This window comes from Janthinobacterium sp. FW305-129 (assembly GCF_020858115.1).
Lineage (GTDB): Bacteria > Pseudomonadota > Gammaproteobacteria > Burkholderiales > Burkholderiaceae_D > Janthinobacterium.
In genome coordinates, this window is record NZ_JACYMM010000002.1 from 461,288 (window position 1) to 480,741 (window position 19,454).

11 protein-coding genes are annotated in these 19,454 nt (G+C 63.9%); 5 read left to right on the plus strand and 6 right to left on the minus strand.

The genetic code is table 11. The features are described from left to right. Positions 1-22: 22 nt before the first annotated feature. Positions 23-1,087, minus strand: coding sequence for a 3-deoxy-7-phosphoheptulonate synthase AroG (aroG, locus tag IGS61_RS05730; RefSeq protein WP_099374780.1), 1,065 nt, complete (start codon positions 1,085-1,087; stop codon positions 23-25). Between the two features lie 508 nt (positions 1,088-1,595). Between aroG and IGS61_RS05735 the strand changes: the two genes are divergently transcribed. Continuing rightward, complete coding sequence (locus tag IGS61_RS05735) at positions 1,596-4,442, plus strand: TonB-dependent receptor (protein ID WP_230538722.1); 2,847 nt, start codon at positions 1,596-1,598, stop codon at positions 4,440-4,442. Between the two features lie 70 nt (positions 4,443-4,512). On the opposite strand, the gene tldD is transcribed toward IGS61_RS05735, so the two are convergent. Genes tldD through IGS61_RS05750 form a run of 3 tightly spaced genes read right to left on the minus strand, consistent with a single transcriptional unit; the run spans position 4,513 to position 10,980 of the window. Beyond that, positions 4,513-5,973 (minus strand): metalloprotease TldD, encoded by a 1,461-nt coding sequence (tldD, locus tag IGS61_RS05740; RefSeq protein WP_230538723.1) that lies wholly within the window; start codon positions 5,971-5,973, stop codon positions 4,513-4,515. A gap of 21 nt (positions 5,974-5,994) precedes the next feature. After that, a complete protein-coding gene (locus tag IGS61_RS05745; RefSeq protein ID WP_230538724.1) occupies positions 5,995-6,795 on the minus strand; it encodes a carbon-nitrogen hydrolase family protein in 801 nt (266 codons plus the stop codon). Between the two features lie 30 nt (positions 6,796-6,825). Beyond that, positions 6,826-10,980 (minus strand): YhdP family protein, encoded by a 4,155-nt coding sequence (locus IGS61_RS05750; protein ID WP_329958040.1) that lies wholly within the window; start codon positions 10,978-10,980, stop codon positions 6,826-6,828. A 259-nt stretch (positions 10,981-11,239) separates the two neighbouring features. On the opposite strand from IGS61_RS05750, the gene glnE reads away from it, so the two are divergent. The 3 genes from glnE to IGS61_RS05765 all read left to right on the plus strand — a co-directional run bounded on the left by glnE (position 11,240) and on the right by IGS61_RS05765 (position 15,376). After that, a complete protein-coding gene (glnE, locus tag IGS61_RS05755; protein ID WP_230538726.1) occupies positions 11,240-13,996 on the plus strand; it encodes a bifunctional [glutamate--ammonia ligase]-adenylyl-L-tyrosine phosphorylase/[glutamate--ammonia-ligase] adenylyltransferase in 2,757 nt (918 codons plus the stop codon). Positions 13,997-14,092: 96 nt separating this feature from the next. Next, a complete protein-coding gene (locus IGS61_RS05760; protein ID WP_230538727.1) occupies positions 14,093-14,584 on the plus strand; it encodes a cache domain-containing protein in 492 nt (163 codons plus the stop codon). Positions 14,585-14,611: 27 nt separating this feature from the next. Then, complete coding sequence (locus IGS61_RS05765; RefSeq protein WP_230538728.1) at positions 14,612-15,376, plus strand: YoaK family protein; 765 nt, start codon at positions 14,612-14,614, stop codon at positions 15,374-15,376. Between the two features lie 63 nt (positions 15,377-15,439). Here the strand turns inward: IGS61_RS05765 and gap are convergent, their stop codons facing one another. Both gap and tkt read right to left on the minus strand, forming a co-directional pair. After that, positions 15,440-16,450, minus strand: a complete 1,011-nt coding sequence (gap, locus tag IGS61_RS05770; protein WP_010395244.1) for a type I glyceraldehyde-3-phosphate dehydrogenase — start codon at positions 16,448-16,450, stop codon at positions 15,440-15,442. A 77-nt stretch (positions 16,451-16,527) separates the two neighbouring features. After that, positions 16,528-18,525, minus strand: a complete 1,998-nt coding sequence (gene tkt / locus IGS61_RS05775; RefSeq protein WP_230538729.1) for a transketolase — start codon at positions 18,523-18,525, stop codon at positions 16,528-16,530. Between the two features lie 187 nt (positions 18,526-18,712). Between tkt and IGS61_RS05780 the strand changes: the two genes are divergently transcribed. Further along, positions 18,713-19,438 (plus strand): 16S rRNA (uracil(1498)-N(3))-methyltransferase, encoded by a 726-nt coding sequence (locus IGS61_RS05780; RefSeq protein WP_230538730.1) that lies wholly within the window; start codon positions 18,713-18,715, stop codon positions 19,436-19,438. Positions 19,439-19,454: the final 16 nt, after the last annotated feature.

The window sequence follows — 19,454 nt, forward strand, 5'->3', positions numbered from 1 at the left end:
TTTTGCCTGCGCTCGAACGACTCTACGCCTCGTCTTCGCGCAAGCGGCGCTGCTTCACGGCCGCCGCCAGGTTTTCCAGCACGGCCACGCTGGCACTCCAGTCGATGCAGCCGTCCGTGACGGACTGGCCGTAGATCAATTCCTTGCCCGGGATCAAATCCTGGCGCCCCGCCACCAGATGCGATTCCACCATCACGCCAACGATGCGGCCATCGCCGCCTGCCACCTGGCTGGCGATGTCGGCGCACACGGGGATCTGGTTTTCCGGCTTTTTCGAGCTGTTCGCATGCGAGGCGTCGATCATCAGGCGCGCCGCCAGGCCCTGCGCGGCGATGGCCTTGCACGCCTCGTCCACGCTGGCCGCGTCATAGTTCGGGGTTTTCCCACCGCGCAAGATGATGTGGCAATCCTCGTTGCCGTTGGTCGATACGATGGCCGAGTGGCCGCCCTTCGTGACGGAAAGAAAATGGTGCGGCTGCGAGGCGGCCTTGATGGCTTCCACGGCAATTTTCACGTTGCCATCCGTGCCATTCTTGAAGCCGACCGGACAGGACAATCCCGACGCCAGCTCGCGGTGCACCTGCGACTCCGTCGTGCGCGCGCCGATGGCACCCCAGCTGATCAGGTCGGCGATGTATTGCGGACTGATGACGTCGAGGAATTCCGTACCAGCCGGCAAGCCCAGCTCATTGATATCGCGCAACAGTTCGCGCGCCATGCGCAAGCCGTCGTTGATGCGGAAGCTGTTGTCCATGTACGGATCGTTGATCAGGCCCTTCCAGCCCACCGTGGTGCGCGGCTTCTCGAAGTAGACGCGCATGACGATTTCCAGTTCGCCCGCAAAACGCGCGCGTTCCTTGACCAGCAGGCGCGCATATTCCATCGCCGCCTTGGTGTCGTGAATGGAGCAAGGCCCGATCACCACCATCAGGCGGTCGTCCTGGCCATGCAGGATACGGTGCAAGGCAATGCGGGCGCTGGCGGCGGTCTGTTCGGCTTGCTCCGAGCAGGCGAATTCGCGGATCAGGTGGGACGGCGGGGTCAGTTCCTTCATTTCGCGAATGCGCAAATCATCGGTGCGGGGCATCATTTTCTCCAAAATTTAAGGAAGGGTAAAACATCTGGGTAAAAAAAAACCGCCATCAGTGGCGGTTTTTTAGAATTTGCTGGGATCTCGTTTTGCTGCTACGTGAACCGACCGCTACTCCACCGCCTTTGGGTTGGAATTGCTAAAGTAAAAATAAGCGGTAAAAAAGTGGCGAGCGAACATGCGAGTCATCCGTAAGTGATGAACGACTATAAACCTAAATTGCAAGGGTTGGCAAGCATATTTGTCGGCAAAGCCGCATGCCGCTGCCGTTTTACACTGCATAAGCCGCAAAAAAGCATAAAAAGTTGCGCACGGTGAATCTCGCTGTGACGCTGCATACCGGGCGCCACCGCTGTGCCCGTCGTGGCAACCACGCCACGCCAGCCATTCTATCGACGACAAGCAGGACACTCCTTGATCCATATCTAGTCCCGGCATCGCCGCACAGACAAAACTCAAGGACGTAGCGACGACCTTTGACTGCCTGACCTTTCCGGAGAACCGCATGATCCCTACACCATCCTTGCAATCCACTGCCTTTTCACCACCCAGACTGGGCCTGGCGCTGGCCAGTGCACTGCTGAGCCTACCCGTTCTGGCACAAGATGCCGCGCCCATTGCCCGCGTGGAAATCACCGGCTCGAACATCCGCCGCGCCCAGGCGGAAACGGCATCGGCCGTACAAACCCTGAACGCGGCCGACATTGAAAAATCGGGCAAGTCCAGCGTGGCCGAACTGCTGCAGACCCTGGCCGTCGACAACCAGGGCTCGGTGCCCACCACCTTCGGCAACGGCTTTGCCGCCGGCGCTTCCGGCGTGTCGCTGCGGGGCCTGGGCACGGCCTCGACCCTGGTGCTGCTGAATGGCCGCAGGGTGGCGCCGTATGGCCTGGCCGACGATGGCCAGAAAGTGTTCGCCGACCTGAACATCATTCCCCTGGAAGCGGTGGAGCGGGTGGAAATCCTCAAGGATGGCGCCTCGGCCATCTACGGTTCGGACGCCATCGCCGGCGTGGTCAACGTGATCCTGCGGCGCGACTACCAGGGCACGGCCATCAAGGGCAATTACGGCAAGACGAAGGAGTGGGACGGGCGCGACGCGCGCGCCGCCATCACGCACGGCTTCGGCGACATCGATACGGACCGCTACAACGTGCTGCTGAACCTCGAATACAGCGAAAAGGCCGCCATCTGGAACCGCGACCGGGCCGGGCGGGGCGCCGTCGGCCGCAGCGACTTGCGCGACCTGGGTTTCAGCGCACAGGAATCGCTGAGCGGCGCGGGCGCCATCACCACCAACAATGCAGCCGGCAGCGCCGTCAACGGCAATGTGCGCAATCCCGACACGCTCGACTACTACAACCGCGGCAACCTGGCCGGCGCGGACTTTACGCGCACCTTCCCCGGCGCCGCCTGCGGCAACTTCACCACGCATCCGCAGGGCGATCCGGGCGGCGGCTGCCTGACCGATGCCGCACAGCAATATGGCCAGATCCAGCCGAAACAGAAGAACATCAACTTCTTCGGCCGTGGCGCCTGGCAGCTGACGCCAGCGTTGCAAACGTATGCCGAACTGAACCTGTATCACAGCGAATCGCACTCGGCCACCACGCCCTCGACGGTCAGCGGCTCGGTCGGCTACCCGGGCGGCCCCGTCAGCAATGCGGGCGTGTCGCTCGGTGCCGCCCACCCCGACAATCCGTATTTCGGCACGGCGGCGCGGCTGCGCTACCTGGCGGCCGACGTGGGGCCGCGCCTGTCGGAAGTCCAATCCACCTTCACGCGCTTTGTCGCCGGCATCAAGGGCAGCGTGGCGGGCTGGGATATCGACAGCGCCTTGCTGTACTCGCAAAACAAGGTCTCGAACGACCTGGACGGCTACCTGCAGCGCGACGTCGCCTTCGCCCTGCTCAACCCGACTTCCGCCAACGTGGCGGCGGCCAGCCTGAACCCCGCGTATGCGGCCCTGCCGGCCGGCAGCCTGTGGCGCATCGCGGAAAACGCGGGCCTCAATTCTGCCGAACTGTACGCGGCCCTGTCGCCGCGCATCTCGAACGATGCCAAGACGCATATCGCGCAGATCGACTTCAAGGCCAGCCGCGAAATGGCCAAGCTCGACGGCGGCGGCCTGGGCGTGGCCGTGGGCGCGGAATTCCGCCACGAATCGACGGAACTCAAGCCCACCACCGGCACGGAACGGGGCAACATCATTGGCCTCGGCTATTCCGCCTACAAAGGCAGCCGCAATGCCTCCGCCATCTATGCGGAAGTGCTGGCGCCCGTGCTGAAGACCGTGGAACTGTCGGGCGCCCTGCGCGCCGACCATTTCACGGACGTGGGCAACTCCTACACGCCGAAAGTGGGCGTGAAATGGACGCCCGTGCGCGAACTGGCTTTGCGCGGCACCTTCGCCAAGGGTTTCCGCGCCCCCAGCGCGGCGGAAAATGGCGTCGGCGGCCTGGCCGCATTCTCCACCGCAAGCGATCCGCTGCGCTGCGCGCTGGGCGTGGAAGTGGCCTGCGATCCCGCGCCGATCGCCGTCATCACCTCGCCCAATCCGAATCTGTCGCCCGAGCGTTCGCGCAGCTTTTCCGTGGGTGCCGTGTGGGATCCGCTGCCGCGTACCAGCATTTCCGTCGACCTGTGGCAAATCCGCCGCAAGAATGAAATCAACCAGGAGCAGACGGATGCGGCCATTGCCGCCGGCAGCGTGGCGCGCGACCCGTCCACGGCCACCGGCATCGCCGGCGATCCAGGCGCCATTACGGCCGTGCTGGCCAACTATGTGAATTCCGCGCAAACGACGGTGCGCGGCATCGATATCGACGCCCGCCAGCGCTTCAACCTGGGCAGCGACTATGGCAACCTGGTGTTCGACCTGAAATGGACGCATTTGTACAAATGGCTGCGCACGGAACAGGACGGCACGCAACGCGATTTTGCCGGCACGCATGGTAATTGCGACGTGTCCAACTGCATGGGCACGCCGGACGACCGCATCAATCTGGGCGCCACCTGGGAACGCCAGAACTGGCGGGTCAGCGCCAACGTCAACTACCGCGCGCCGCTCGACAACATACTGTTCAAGAATGACCCGGACGGCTGCGCCACGCACTTCGCCGACGGCACGGATGCGCCGCGCGGCTGCCGCATCGCCTCGTTCACCACGGTGGACCTGACGGCCCGCTGGCTGGCCACGCCCAAGCTGGAAGTGTTTGCGACGATACAAAACCTGTTCGACAAGATCGCCCCGCTCGATCCGCTGACGTATGGCGCCACGGGCTACAACCCGCTCGATTATGCGGGCGCGGCGGGACGCTTTATCAGTGCGGGGGTGAAGTACAAGTTTTGATCTGTATCAACGTGCCGGGCGTGTCGGGCGTTGCAGGAACCGCCGGTGCCTGCAACGCCCGTTCAAGTACCTAGGCCGTGCCGCCGACCGTGATGCCATCCAGGCGCAGGGTCGGCTGCCCTACGCCCACGGGCACGCTTTGCCCCTCCTTGCCGCACACGCCCACGCCCGAGTCCAGGCGCATGTCGTTGCCGATCATGGAAACGCGGTTGAGCACGTCCGGGCCGTTGCCGATCAGGGTCGCGCCCTTCACGGGGTAGCTGAGCTTGCCGTTTTCGATCATGTACGCCTCGCTGGCCGAGAAGACGAACTTGCCGTTCGTGATATCGACCTGGCCGCCGCCGAAGTTGACGGCATACAAGCCGTTTTTGACGGATGCAAGGATTTCGCCCGGGTCCTTGTCACCGCCCAGCATATACGTATTCGTCATGCGCGGCATGGGCAGGTGGGCGAACGATTCGCGGCGCGCATTGCCCGTCACGGGCATCTTCATCAGGCGCGCATTCATCGTGTCCTGGATGTAACCTTTCAGGATGCCATTCTCGATCAGGGTCGTGCACTGCGTGGGGTTGCCCTCATCGTCGATATTCAGCGAGCCGCGGCGGCCAGCCAGGGTGCCGTCATCGACCACGGTGACGCCCTTGGCGGCCACGCGCTCGCCGATACGCCCGGAAAACGCGGACGAGCCCTTGCGGTTGAAATCGCCTTCCAGGCCATGGCCGATGGCTTCGTGCAGCAGGATGCCGGGCCAGCCCGGGCCCAGCACGATGGTCATGGGGCCGGCGGGCGCCGGGCGCGCTTCCAGGTTCACCAGGGCCGAATTGACGGCGTCCGTCGCGTATTGTTCCAGCACAACATCACTGAAATAGTCATAGCTGAAACGCCCGCCGCCACCGGCCGAGCCCGTTTCGCGGCGGCCATTCTGCTCGGCGATGACCGTCACTGACACGCGCACCAGCGGACGGATGTCGGCCGCCAGCACGCCGTCGCTGCGCAGCACCAGCACCACGTCGTATTCGCCGGCCAGGCCCGCCATCACTTGCACCACCCGGGGGTCTTTCGCGCGCGCCATCTTTTCCACACGTTCCAGCAGTTGCACCTTGGCCGTGGCATCGAGCGAAGCGAGCGGATCATTGGGCAGGTACAAGGAACGCCCGCCCTGCGCCAGCGTCTGGCCCGCGATCTTGATCTTGCCGCTACCGGCGCGCGCGATGGTGCGCGTGGCCGCCGCCGCTTCCAGCAGGGCCCGCTCGGAAATGTCGTCGGAATACGCAAACGCCGTCTTGTCGCCGGACACGGCGCGCACGCCCACGCCCTGGTCGATGGAAAAACTGCCCGTCTTGACGATACCCTCTTCCAGGCTCCAGCCTTCGCTCCTGGTCGACTGGAAGTACAGGTCGGCGTAATCGACCTTGTGCGTAAACATCGTGCCCAGGGCTTTCAACAGCTTGTCTTCATCCAGGCCGAACGGCGTGAGCAGGATATCGCGCGCCACGGCAACGCTGGACAGATTGGGTTCAAATGGGATCATGACTCTTTCTCAACATTCAATTTACATGGTGCGGTGGGCGAGCGCCGGCAAGGACTCGCGCACGCCGGCCAAAAACACCAGGTCGATCTCGCCGCTCACCACGCCCTCGCCTTCCGGCAACACAGCCTTCACTTCGCCCCACGGGTCGATCAGCATGCTGTGGCCCCAGGTGCGGCGGCCGTTCGGATGCAGGCCGCCCTGCGCCGAGGCCAGCACATAGCACTGGTTTTCGATGGCGCGCGCGCGCAGCAGCACTTCCCAGTGGGCGCTGCCCGTCGTGTGGGTAAACGCGGCCGGCACGACGATCAATGCGCAATCGCCCATGGCGCGGTACAGTTCGGGAAAGCGCAGGTCATAGCAGATGGACAGGCCGACGCGGCCGAACGGCGTCTCGATGGCGCGCACCTGCGCGCCGGGCACGATGGTGCGCGATTCGTTGTAGGACTCGGTGCCACGCGTAAAACCGAACAGGTGGATCTTGTCGTAGCGGCCGGCCGGCTCGCCTTGCGGGTCGTACACCAGCGTGGTGTTGAGGACCTTGCCCTCCTCGCCGGAAATCAGGGGCAAGGTGCCGCCGATCAGCCAGATCCCGTGCTGGCGCGCCATCTGCGCCATGCCATCCTGGATCGGCCCGTGGCCGGGCTGTTCCGCATGAGCCAGCTTGTCCGTTTCCTGCTTGCCCATGATGGCCCAGTATTCGGGCAGCACCACCAGCTGCGCGCCACCGGCCGCGGCTTGCGCCACCAGGCGCCGTGCCGTGGCCAGGTTGTCTTCCACGGACGGCGAGGAAATCATTTGTACCGCTGCGACTGTATGCATCATTGCCACCTCTTATCCATTCGAACGCCTCGCTTATTTCGCCACGGCCTCCGCCGCCGCGGCGGCAGGCAAGGCGACAGGCTCCAATTTACCACCATCGAGCTTGGTCACGACGGGCGCCTTCCACGGGCCGGCGAACTGCATGTGGTAAGTGAGCGCCTTCATCACGGGGGCGCGCAGGAACAGCTGCGCCAGGAAGCTGCCCAGGCCGATGACGGGGTTGACGGCCAGCGCGTACACGAGCGGTCCCGTGCCCAGGTTAAATTCCGGGATCACCACCACGTGCAGATTCGTCGTTTCATTGGCAATATCGGCCGTGCCATCCATCAGCACCGTGGCCGCCACGCCGTGCATCTTGAGGTTGTCGGTGGTCACCACGCCCCGCTTGATGCTGGCGTTGGCCGTGATGCCGTCGAAGGCCAGGCCTTCGGAAAACACATCGTGGAAATCGAGTTTCAGCAAGCGGGGCAAGGCTTGCAGGCTGAGCACGCCCAACAGCTTGGCCGCGCCCGGATCCTGCTTGAGGAACTGCCCCGACTCCACGTTCATTTCGATCTGCCCCGACAGGGTGGGAATATCGAGCGAATACGGCAAGCCGTTCCAGGCGATGTCGCCGCTCAGTCGGCCCTTGCCGCGACGCACCGTATCGGCAAAGCCGAAGCGGTCGAGCAGCTTGCCCGCATCGACGATATCGAGGCCGAAACGCAGGCTGGTCGTGCTTAGTCCATCCTTGATGACCCATTTGCCATTGCCACTCAGGGCGCCATCGGGGTTCGACAGTTGCAGCTTGCCCACGCGCCACTCGCGCCCGCCCGCCGCCATGGTGTTATAGGCCTGCAACTCCAGCCGGCCAATCTTCTTGTTGAACAGTTCAAATTGCTCGGCAACAATATCGAGCGAGGGGATCGACTGGGCGCCGCTCTTTCCCTCCAGCAAATTCTTCACATCGTTGGCGGCCGACTCCGGAATGATCAGCGACGACAGGCGCGCCGTCATCTTGCCCAGGCCGGATGGCGTTTCCAGCCACGTCACATAGCCCGACACTTGTTTTGCATCAATATTGGCTTGCCATACATCCTTCTGGTGCGTGGCGCCGACCACCACGTTTTCCAGCTTGCGCTCGCCCAGCATCAATTCGCTGGCACGGGCCGCCATCATGTCCGGCACCACGTATTGCGCGATATCAGGTGCGTCGCCATCGGCCTCGGCGGAGGCCGCGGCGCTGCCGGCGATCTCGCTGCCGGCGGCGATCCAGCTGTCCACGTCCAGGGTTTTCAAATTCACATTGAGCATCATGCCGCTGTCCGGTTCCGGCGCCGGCACGTTCACGCCGATGCCGCCGCGTACCAGGCGCCAGGCGTCCTTACCCTGTTTCTGGCGCTGGTAGCGCGCGGCGATGCCGGACCCCAGCGCGATGCGGATCTCGTCCGTGCGCAGGCCGGCCCCGTTGGCCGCATTGCCCGTCAGGGTGAATTTCACGGGCAGGCTGTCGCCGGCCGGCTTTTTCAGGGGAGCGGGGAAATCCAGGCCCAGGCCCGTCAGCGGCGACTCCACATTGACCACCACCTGGTGGTCGCGCGCCGTGATCAGGCCGCTGTAGCGGGCGCCGCCATTCAAATGTTTCGCCAGGCGCTGCAGCACGGGCGCCGGATACGTCTTGCGCAAGCCATCGATGGTCATGTTGCCGGCAATCTTGACCTGGATGGAATTGTCGGCCTGCGTGCCGCCCGAGACGGCCAGCGGCCCGCCCAGCAGGCTGCCGTTCAAGCCATTCAGGTTGACGCCCTTTTCGTTGAACTCGATCTTGCCCTGCGTGCCCAGCACGGGTGGCATGTCGTGGAACAGCACCACGTCGTTGCCCGCCAGCTGCAGGCTGCCCTGCACGGTCGCTTCCAGCATGCGCTCGATCGGCAAGTGCAATTTGAGGGCCAGTTTGGCGTTGCCCGTCGCTGTCGTTTCATCCGTGAAATGCTCGATCCAGCCCAGCACGGGGCTGGCCGTCACATACTTGAGGAATTCCTGCATCGGGCCGGCCGCGTTGCCGTCGATATCGAGCAAGGTGTCGAACACGGTCAGGTCGGGGATCACGGCTTTGACATTCGTCAAGGCCACGCCGCCCGTGGTGGCCGTGTCGCCGCGGATTTCCATGCGCGCCCGCTCGAAGACGAAGCTGCCCTTGATCTTTTCCGCCTGCGGCCACAGGGGCGCCTTGCCCGCCAGCGGCCCGCTTTCCGCAAATTCGCCGGGTGCATAATTCAGGGTGCCGTTCTCGAGCTTGCCGGCGATACGGAAATCGCCCCGGTTACGCTGGGCTGGCGTGTCGGCCTTGAAGGGAAAATGCTCGAGTTCGCCACGCAGGCGCAGGCTGACATCGCGCGCCACGCCGCCTTCCAGCGCACCCGTCAGCCAGTGGCGCAGGTGCTCGGGCGTTTGCAGCGGCAGATAGCGGCCGATGGTGTTGATCTGGAAATTGTCGATCGACCCCGTCAAGTCGACCTGGCCCAGGTTCTTGCCGTCGAGCGGCAGGCGGTGCGTGCCTTGCAAGGCGACGCGCAAGCCTTGCTGATTGAAGTCGAGCTTGTCCAGTTCGACCTGCAGCATATTCTCCGCTTCGAAGGTCCAGCGCGCCTGCATGGCGAATTGTTCGAACGGCATGGCCGGTTCGCTCAAGTACGTGGGCAATTGCAGCACCAGGTCCTGCGCGTCGATGGCAATGCTGCCGCCCTTGTCGCTGGCGTCGATGCTGCCGCTCAAATGGTCGAAACCGGGGATGGCGGGCGCGGCGGCCTGCGCGGGGCTGCTCGCCGTCTTCGCCACAGCCAGTTGCGCCGGCTGCGCATTCAGGCCCAGGCCGATGAGCTTGCCGCGCAGGCGGTAGCTGGCGGGCGCGGCCATGTCGCCCTCCCATTGCGCGGAAAAATCCTGCAGGCGGCCGCGCGGCGCCAGGGCGTCGAGGCGCTGGCGCTGCTGCTCGCCCAGCGGCAGCTTGTCGGCCAGCGCGGCCAGGGTTTGCAAATCGAGCGACTTGGCCGCGATTTCCGTGCGCGCCGGCTTGCGCTTCGTGGCGGCAATAAAGCGTTCGGACAAGGTCGTCGGCGGCAGGCTGAGGCCATCGCGGGTTTCTACTGCGAAATTCGTCAATTCCACCTGATGGCCATTCGCGCCAAAGGTGGGTTTGCCGTCCGGCACCTGCGCCGACAGCTCTTCCTTTGCCGAAATGCGCCCGCTCACCGACAGCAGGTCGAGCGGGGCGATATGCTCGCCCAGCCGCGCCTGCACGTCCGTCAAGCCCACGTCGGCCGTGAAACCGGCCAGGCGCGCGTGATCCAGGCTCAGCCAGGCGCGCAGGGCGCCCTTGCCCTGGCTCAGTTCGAACGGATAATCGAGGTAGCGGCGCCAGGCGGCCAGGTCGGCGTTTTTCAGGTCCGCGTACAGCTCGCCCTTCCACATCGATACATCCGAGATGCGCGTGCTGAAAGGGGGATGGGTGAAGTGAGCGCGCACATCGATGGGCGCGGCCAGGCTGGCCGGCGGCGTGGCCTGCAAGCCCAGGCGGTGGCTGCGCCAGCGGTTGCGCAGCAGCAAGTTGACCTGCGACAAAGCCAGCTCCGGCGTGCCGCGCGCTTCGTCCGTCCAGCGCACCTTGCCGTCGCGGATGATGACGTCATGCTGCGACAGCAGCCAGTCGGCACCCTTGCCATCGCTGCCTTGCGTGCTGTCGATCAATACCCCGGCCACGTACAGCTTGCCATCCAGGCTGCGCCGCACGTCCAGGTCGGGCCGCGTGATTTCCAGGGTAGTGAAGCGCACGGAACCGAGCACGCTCCACCACGACACGGTGGCCGAGATGCTCGGCAGGCTCAGCGCCTGGCGCCCCGCCTGGTCGCGCAGGGTCACGTCGCCGAGGAAGAGATTCGGCCGCAGGCCGTGCCAGGAAGCATAAATACGCGCAATGCTGACGGGGTTGCCCAGCGCGCGGCTGGCCGCCCGCTCGATATCGCCTTTGTAATAATCGATATTCGGCAAGATCGCGTAGCGCAGGAACAAAAACAGCACGGCGAAGGCGAAATACGCGAGCAGCACCAGTTTGACGGTAAAACCCAGCACATGGTGGGTGGCCAGGTTGGCCATGCGATAGGCGGCACGCAGCCGCTGCCAGCGCAGGGCCAGTGGCACATGTTCTGTCACGCTTGCTTCTGGCGGTTTTTGCATCAATAAGCTAATAAACTGGCCCGGCGTCAAATAATGGCAAAAATCGTCTGCATTCGTGGTGCGCGCCTGCATCCTTGCGCTTGCGTCAGAGCAAAGCCTCCCTTACCATCGTCCGGAAGAGCACGCACTGCCGGCGGCTTAGCGCCAGCGGCACAATTTTACCGCATCCCCCGCCGTTCGCAGCCAAGTTAAACAAGAACATGCACGCAGCATCCACGAGACACTTACCGATACCATGAGCACACAGCCTTTGATCTCCGCCTCCCGTTTCTACCAGCGCTGGCTGGACGCCGCCCCCGAGCGCGCCGCGCAGGTAGCGCAACTGGTGCGCGCGCCGCTGGACGGGCTCGATTTTGCCGCCGAATTGGCCGCCCAGGCGAACGCCGCCACGCCGCCGCTGCCGCCCGAGCGGGCCATGCGCCGCCTGCGCAACCTGCTCGTCTGCGGCCTGATCGCACGCGATCTGGGCGGCCAGGCGGACTTGAACGAAGTCGTCACGGCCATGACGGGCTTTGCCGATTTCGCCATCCGCACGCATGTGGACGCCATCATGGCGGAGATGGTGGCCCTGCACGGCATGCCTGTCGGCGAGGAATCGGGCGAGGAACAGGCCTTGATGGTATTGGCGATGGGCAAGCAGGGCGGCGGCGAGCTCAACGTCTCGTCGGACATCGACCTGATCTTTGTGTATCCGGAAGATGGCGACACGCAAACGACCTTGCCGGGCCAGCGCAGCCTGTCCAACCACGAGTTTTTCATTCGCATGGGAAAGAAACTGATCGCCGCCCTGGCCGAGATCACGCAGGATGGTTTTACTTTCCGCGTGGACATGGCCTTGCGCCCGAACGGCAACTCGGGGCCGCTGGCCGCCAGCCTGGGCATGGTGGAGCAATACCTGATCGTGCAAGGCCGCGAATGGGAGCGCTATGCCTGGGTCAAGGCGCGCGCCGTGACGGGCAAGCCCGAAGACATTGCGTCCCTCGACGCCATCGTGCGCCCGTTCGTCTTCCGCCGCTACCTCGATTTCGGCGTCATCGACGCCATCCGCACCATGCACGGCCAGATCCGCGCCGAGGTCAACCGCCAGGAGCGGCTGCACCCCGACCGCAGCAACAACGTCAAGCTGGGCCGCGGCGGCATCCGTGAAATCGAATTCCTCGCGCAAGTGTTTCAATTGATACGGGGCGGGCGCGACGCCGAGCTGCGCGAGCGTTCCACGCGCGCTACCCTGCGCACGGTGGCGGACAAGGGCTTGCTGGAACCGGCCATCGTGGAACAGTTGCTCAATTCATACACTTTCCTGCGCAACCTCGAACACCGGCTGCAATATCTTGATGATGCGCAAACCCACACCCTGCCCGCCAGCGAGGCCGACCGCCTGGTGGTGGCGCAGATGATGGGTTTGCCCGACACGCCCACCCTGCTGGCCCAGCTGGAAGCGCACCGCGTGTTTGTCGCCGGTCAATTCGACGAAATGTTCAGCGACAAGAGCAGCGGCACGCCGCCGGCCGACACGGGCATCGACCCGCAAACGTCGAACGACTGCGCCGCCTCGGACCAGCAGGAAGCCATCGAGGCGCGCTTCGCCGCCCTGGGTTTCCATGAGCCGGCCGCCTGCGCGCGCCGTTTGCTGGCCACGTGGCAGGCGCCGCGCTTGCAATCGCTGCCCGAGGCAAGCCGCACGCGTCTGGTCGCCCTCGTCAATTCCGCCCTGCCCCTGATCACCGATTGCTCCGTGTCCAACGGCAATGCCAGCCAGCTAGCCACCCTGGGCCGGCTGCTCGATTTCCTGGAAGCGATTGCGCGCCGCTCGGCCTATCTGTCATTGTTGACGGAATACCCACACACGCTGGAACGGGTCGTGCGCATGGTGTGCGCCAGCGGCTGGGCCGCCACCTTCCTCACGCAGCACCCGATTTTGCTCGATGAACTGTTAGACGAGCGCATCCGCAACACGGTGCCCGATCCGGCCGCGCTGGCGCTGGACCTGCAGCGCCAGCTCGACGACGCCCCCGGCGACACGGAGCGGCAGATGGATATCCTGCGCGAAATGCACCACGCGCAGCTGTTCCAGTGCCTGGCGCAAGACCTGGCGGGCGACCTGAGCGTGGAAAAACTGGCCGATTACCTGTCGCAGCTGGCCGACATCATCGTCGCCGCCACAGTGCAAGCCGTCTGGCAAACGTTACCGACGCGCCACCGCGAAGTGCCGAAATTCGCCGTCATCGCATATGGCAAGCTGGGCGGCAAGGAACTGGGCTATGTCTCCGACCTCGACGTTATCTTCCTGTTCGACGACGACGACCAGGACGCGCCCGGCCTGTACGCCAAGCTGGCGCAGCGTTTTATCACCTGGATGACCTCGCACACCTCGGCCGGCATTCTGTTCGACATCGACATCGCCCTGCGCCCCGACGGCGCCTCGGGCATGCTGGTGTCCAGCGTGCAAGCCTTCGAGCGCTACCAGGGCAGCGCGGCCTGGGTGTGGGAACACCAGGCGCTCACGCGCGCGCGCTTTTGCGCAGGCGACGTCAGCATCGGCAAGCATTTCGAACGCATCCGCGACACAATCTTGCGCAAGGAACGCCCGGAAAACGGCCCGCTCAAGGGCGAAGTCGTGGCCATGCGCAAGAAAATGCTCGATGCCCACCCGCCCCGCCCCGGCAGCTTTGATCTGAAACAAGATCCGGGCGGCATGATCGACATCGAATTCATGGTGCAATACCTGGTGCTCCAGCATGCGGCGCAATATCCGCAGCTGACGGCCAATTCGGGCAATATCGCCCTGCTGCGCCTGTGCGGCGAGCTGGGGCTGATCGACGCGCAACTGGCCGCCCTGGTGGCCGACGCCTACCGCGCGCTGCGCAAGCTGCAGCACCAGCTGCGCCTGCAGGGGCAAGACCTGGCCCGGGTGGAACCGGAACGGGTGCGCGTGCATGCGGACAACGTCATGCGCCTGTGGCACACGATCTTTCCCGCGACGATTGCATAAGCCCGGCGCCGGCGTATGATACGTACAGGCAACTCCACTTCCCAGTAGTGCCGTACAACAGGCCGCGCCGGGGTTGCCCATACCAGGAGACAGCGTATGAAGACAAGTGTAAAAACGGCAAGTGTAAAAACGGGCATCCACGCCCTCGTTGCCAGTTTCATCATCTGCGCCATGCCGGCAACGGCATGGGCCGCCCCCAGAGGCAGCGCGGATGAAGCCATCGCCATGACCAAGCGCGCCGTGGCCATGATCAAGGCCGACGGCAAGGAAAAGGCCTTTGCCGCCATTGCCGATCCCGCCAACACCAGCTTCCATGACCGCGACCTGTACATTTATGTGTACGACATGAATGGCGTCACCCTGGCGCACGGCAACAATCCCAAGATGGTCGGCAAGAACCTGATCGACCTGAAGGACAATGAAGGCAAGGCCGTCATCAAGTCGCTGATTACCACGGCCAGCACGCCGGCCGGACGCGGCTGGGTGGACTTCAAGTGGCCCAATCCCCTGACCAAGGTGGTCGAACAAAAATCCGGCTACATCGAACGGGTCGACAATATGATCGTCGGTTCCGGCATCTATAAATAAGCCACGGCAAGAGGAAAACGCGCCCGCATGCCGCTCCATTACCTGTCCCGCCTGAGCGGATCGGCGCGCGATACGCAAGCCAACCTGCAGCTGGGCTGCGTGCTGGCGCTGGTGGCGGGCGCCGTCAACGCGGGCGGTTTTCTCGCCATCGGCGGCTATACCTCGCACATGACGGGCATCGTCTCGGGCATGGCGGACGACCTGGCGCTGGGCAATATCACGGTGGCGCTGGCCGCGCTGGGTGCCTGGCTGGCCTTCGTCAGCGGCGCGGCCGTGACGGCCATCATGGTGAACTGGGGCAAGCGGCGCCGGCTGCACAGCCAGTTTGCCGCCAGCCTGCTGCTGGAAGCGGCGCTACTGCTGCTGTTCGGCCTGGCGGGCAATTACCTGGCCGCCATGCCCGACGTGCTCGGTCCCGTCACCATCTTGCTGCTGTGCTTTGTGATGGGCTTGCAAAACGCCATCATCACCAAGATTTCCGGCGCCGTCATCCGCACCACCCACGTGACGGGGCTGTCCACCGACATCGGCATCGAACTGGGCAAGATGGCGTATTACAACCGCAGGCAATTGCCGGACCGCGTGGTCAAGGTCAACCGGGGCAAGCTGAGAACGCACAGCCTGCTGATCGGCTGCTTCTTCATCGGCGGCGTCAGCGGCGCCCTCGCCTTCAAGCACATCGGTTTTCCCGCCGCCACCATCATCCTGGCCGGCGTGCTGACCCTGCTGTCCGGCGCGCCCGTGCTGCGCGACTTGCGCCTGCTGTGGCGCTTCTACCGGCGCCGTTTCTAATCATACGGACGAAAAAAAACGCCCAGGCAACTACCTGGGCGTTTTTTCTTATGCGGTCAACAATTACTTGGCCGACATCAGTGCAACGGTGGTGTCCAGCATGCGGTTCGAGAAACCCCACTCGTTGTCGTACCACGACGATACTTTCACCAGGCGGCCCGACACTTTGGTCAGGGTCGAATCGAAGTTCGACGACGCCGGGTTGTGGTTGAAGTCGATCGAGACCAGCGGTTCGGTCTGGTACGTCAGGATGCCTTCCAGGGCGCCTTCCGACGCGGCTTTCATCAGCGCGTTGACTTCTTCCACGGTGGTGTCGCGCTTGGCGATGAAGGACAGGTCGACCAGCGACACGTTGATGGTCGGCACGCGGATGGCGAAGCCGTCCAGCTTGCCATTCAGCTCAGGCAGCACCAGGCCCACGGCGGCAGCGGCGCCCGTCTTGGTCGGGATCATGCTCATGGTGGCAGAACGGGCGCGGCGCAGGTCTTCATGCATCACGTCGGACAGCACCTGGTCGTTGGTGTAGGCGTGCACGGTGGTCATCAGGCCCGTTTCGATGCCGATGGCGTCGTTCAATGGCTTGACCAGCGGTGCCAGGCAGTTGGTGGTGCACGACGCGTTCGAGATGACGGTATCGGTCGATTTCAGCACGGAGTGGTTCACGCCGAAGACGACGGTTGCATCGACGTCCTTGCCGCCTGGTGCCGAGATGATGACTTTTTTCGCGCCGCCCTTCAGGTGAGCCGAAGCTTTCTCTTTGGTGGTGAAGAAGCCCGTGCATTCCAGCACGACGTCCACGCCCAGCTCGCCCCATGGGATTTCAGCCGGGTTGCGCTGTGCGAATACGCGGATCGGATCGCCATTGACGATCATGTTGTCGCCTTCGACCGTAACCGTGCCCGGGAACTTGCCGTGCGCGGTGTCGTAGCGGGTCAGGTGGGCGTTCGATTTGGCATCGCCCAGGTCGTTGATGGCAACGATCTGGATATCCTGTTTCTTGCCGCCTTCGTAGAAAGCGCGCAACACGTTACGGCCGATGCGGCCGTAGCCATTGATTGCAACTTTGATCGTCATACTCTGCTCCTGATTAAAAAAAAAGGTATCAGCACAGCACCCCGGCATTACTTGCCAGGGTCTGCTCAAAATCAATATTAGCCAGCGATAACGGCTTTAACCTTGGCTACGACGTTCTCGACCGTGAAGCCGAAGTGCTTGAACAGCACGCCGGCCGGCGCCGATTCGCCGAACGTGTCGATACCGACCACGGCGCCTTCCAGGCCCACGTATTTGTACCAGAAGCTGGTCACGCCCGCCTCGATGGCCACGCGCGGCACGCCCTTCGTCAGCACGCTGGCCTTGTAGGCGGCGTCCTGGCGGTCGTACACGTCGGTCGACGGCATCGACACCACGCGCACATTGATGCCTTCCGAGGCCAGCGCGCTGGCGGCGGCGACGGCCAGTTCCACTTCGGAACCGGTGGCGATCAGGATCGCCTTGGCATCGGCCACGTCGTTCAGCACATAGCCGCCGCGGAAGATGTTCTCGATCTGTTCGGCGCTACGCTCCTGGTACGGCAGGTTCTGGCGCGAGAAGATCAGGGTCGATGGGCCATCCTTGCGGCGCACGGCGGCGCCCCAGGCAGCAGCCGACTCGACGGTGTCGCATGGACGCCAGTTGTCCAGGTTCGGGATCAGACGCATCGACGAGACGTGCTCGACCGATTGGTGCGTCGGGCCGTCTTCGCCCAGGCCGATCGAATCGTGGGTAAACACGAAGATCGAACGCAGTTTCATCAGGGCGGCCATGCGCAGCGCGTTGCGGCTGTAGTCGGAGAACGTCAGGAACGTGGCGCCGAACGGGATGTAGCCGCCGTGCAAGGTGATGCCGTTCATGATGGCGCTCATGCCGAATTCGCGCACGCCGTAGTTGATGTGGTTGCCAGGCTGGCCCGAACGCACGGCCACGCACTCTTTCCAGTTGGTCAGGTTCGAACCGGTCAGGTCGGCCGAACCGCCGAGGAATTCCGGCAGCGACGACGCCAGTGCCTGGATGGCGTTCTGGCTGGCCTTGCGGGTCGCGATGTTTTCTTTCTTTTCCACGCAGGAAGCGATGGCGGCGCTCAGGGCCGCTTCGAATGCCTGTGGCAGTTCGCCCTGCATGCGGCGGCTCAATTCAGCGGCTTGCTGCGGGAACTCCTTGGCGTAGGCGGCGAAACGCTCGTTCCAGTCTTTTTCCAGCAGGGCGCCCTGCTCTTTCGCATCCCAGGCGGCGTACACGTCGGCCGGCATCTCGAACGGTGCGGCATCCCAGCCGATGTATTCGCGCACGGCGGCGATTTCCTTGTCGCCCAGCGCGGCGCCGTGGACCTTGTCGCCGCCTTGCAGGTTCGGCGAACCCTTGCCGATGATGGTCTTGCAGCAGATCAAGGTTGGCTTGCTGGCCGTCTTGGCGGCGGCGATGGCGGTAGCCACGGCGGCAACATCGTGGCCGTCGACGGCGCGGATGACGTTCCAGCCGTACGCTTCGAAGCGGGCCGGGGTGTCGTCCGTGAACCAGCCTTCCACTTTACCGTCGATGGAAATGCCGTTGTCGTCGTACAGGGCGATCAGTTTATTCAGGCCCAGGGTGCCGGCCAGTGCGCACACTTCGTGCGAAATACCTTCCATCAGGCAACCATCGCCGACGAAGGCGTAGGTGTAGTGGTTGACGATGTCGTGGCCAGGCTTGTTGAATTCAGCGGCCAGCAACTGCTCCGACAGGGCCATGCCGACGGCGTTGGCGATGCCCTGGCCCAGCGGGCCGGTGGTCGTTTCCACGCCGGGCGTGATATCGACTTCCGGGTGGCCCGGGGTTTTCGAATGCATCTGGCGGAAGGCCTTAATGTCATCCATCGACAGGTCGTAGCCCGTCAGGTGCAGCAGCGCGTAGTGCAGCATCGAGCCGTGGCCGTTCGACAACAGGAAACGGTCGCGGTTCTGCCATTTCGGATTCGCGGGATTGTGGCGATAGTGACCACTCCACAGGGCAACTGCGATCTCGGCCATGCCCATCGGCATGCCTGGATGGCCGGAGTTGGCCTTTTGTACAGCGTCCATTGCCAGTGCGCGGATCGCATTGGCCATTTTGGTAGTCGGGAGCGTAGTTGTCATGATGGTGTGGGTCAGTCGCGAGTTTGGGATTCGTTTGCAACAGCGCGGACAGGGAAGCCGGCTGCTTTCTGTAGTCAACTATTTTACCAGACTGGGGGGCCGCAAATTAGAATTGCGGCGTACTGGCCCGCCAAATGGCTATACTTTGACGTCTTTCCACCCCACTTACCCCCCGTTGAGGATTTGCATGCCGCGTTTTTTCTGCCCCCAGCCGCTCGTCGCCGGCGCCACCGTCTCCCTGCCGGAGGCTGTCGCCCACCATATCCAGGTCGTGCGCCTGGCGCCGGGCGACGTCATCACCCTGTTCAATGGCGAAGGCGGCGAAGTGCAGGCCAGCCTGGTGGCGGTCGCCAAGCGCAGCGTGACGGCGCAAATCCAGGCGCACGTGGCGCGCGAGGCGGAACTGCCGTATGCCGTGACCCTGGCGCAGGCGTTGCCGGAAGCGTCGAAGATGGACTGGATCATCGAAAAAGCCATCGAACTGGGCGCGGCCGGCATCGTGCCGCTGTCGGCGCAGCGCTGCGTGGTGCGCCTGTCCGCCGAGCGGGCCGAGAAAAAACTTGCGCATTGGCAAGCGATCATCGTTTCCGCATCGGAACAGTCGGGCCGCAACCGCCTGGCGCAGCTGGCGCCGCTGCAGGAGTTCAATAGCTGGAGCAAGCAACAAGATTTACATAAGCGCATCATTTTGACGCCGCGCGCGGAGCAGTCGCTGGCCGACTGGGCGCGCCACCAGCCGCCGCAGGCGATCACCGTGATGGTGGGCCCGGAAGGCGGCTTTTCGGAGGCGGAAGAAAAGGCGGCCATGGCCGCCGGCGCCATCGGCCTGGCGATGGGCCCGCGCATCCTGCGCACGGAAACGGCGGGCTTGACGGCGCTGGCGACGTTGAGTGCCCTGTGGGGCGGGATGTAAACACTGCCCAAAAATA

Bases quoted from the DNA above. Each gene is read 5' to 3' on its own strand.
- aroG (WP_099374780.1), bottom strand. From the start codon at position 1,087: ATGCCCCGCACCGATGATTTGCGCATTCGCGAAATGAAGGAACTGACC.
- IGS61_RS05735 (WP_230538722.1), top strand. From the start codon at position 1,596: ATGATCCCTACACCATCCTTGCAATCCACTGCCTTTTCACCACCCAGA.
- tldD (WP_230538723.1), bottom strand. From the start codon at position 5,973: ATGATCCCATTTGAACCCAATCTGTCCAGCGTTGCCGTGGCGCGCGAT.
- IGS61_RS05745 (WP_230538724.1), bottom strand. From the start codon at position 6,795: ATGATGCATACAGTCGCAGCGGTACAAATGATTTCCTCGCCGTCCGTG.
- glnE (WP_230538726.1), top strand. From the start codon at position 11,240: ATGAGCACACAGCCTTTGATCTCCGCCTCCCGTTTCTACCAGCGCTGG.
- IGS61_RS05760 (WP_230538727.1), top strand. From the start codon at position 14,093: ATGAAGACAAGTGTAAAAACGGCAAGTGTAAAAACGGGCATCCACGCC.
- IGS61_RS05765 (WP_230538728.1), top strand. From the start codon at position 14,612: ATGCCGCTCCATTACCTGTCCCGCCTGAGCGGATCGGCGCGCGATACG.
- gap (WP_010395244.1), bottom strand. From the start codon at position 16,450: ATGACGATCAAAGTTGCAATCAATGGCTACGGCCGCATCGGCCGTAAC.
- tkt (WP_230538729.1), bottom strand. From the start codon at position 18,525: ATGACAACTACGCTCCCGACTACCAAAATGGCCAATGCGATCCGCGCA.
- IGS61_RS05780 (WP_230538730.1), top strand. From the start codon at position 18,713: ATGCCGCGTTTTTTCTGCCCCCAGCCGCTCGTCGCCGGCGCCACCGTC.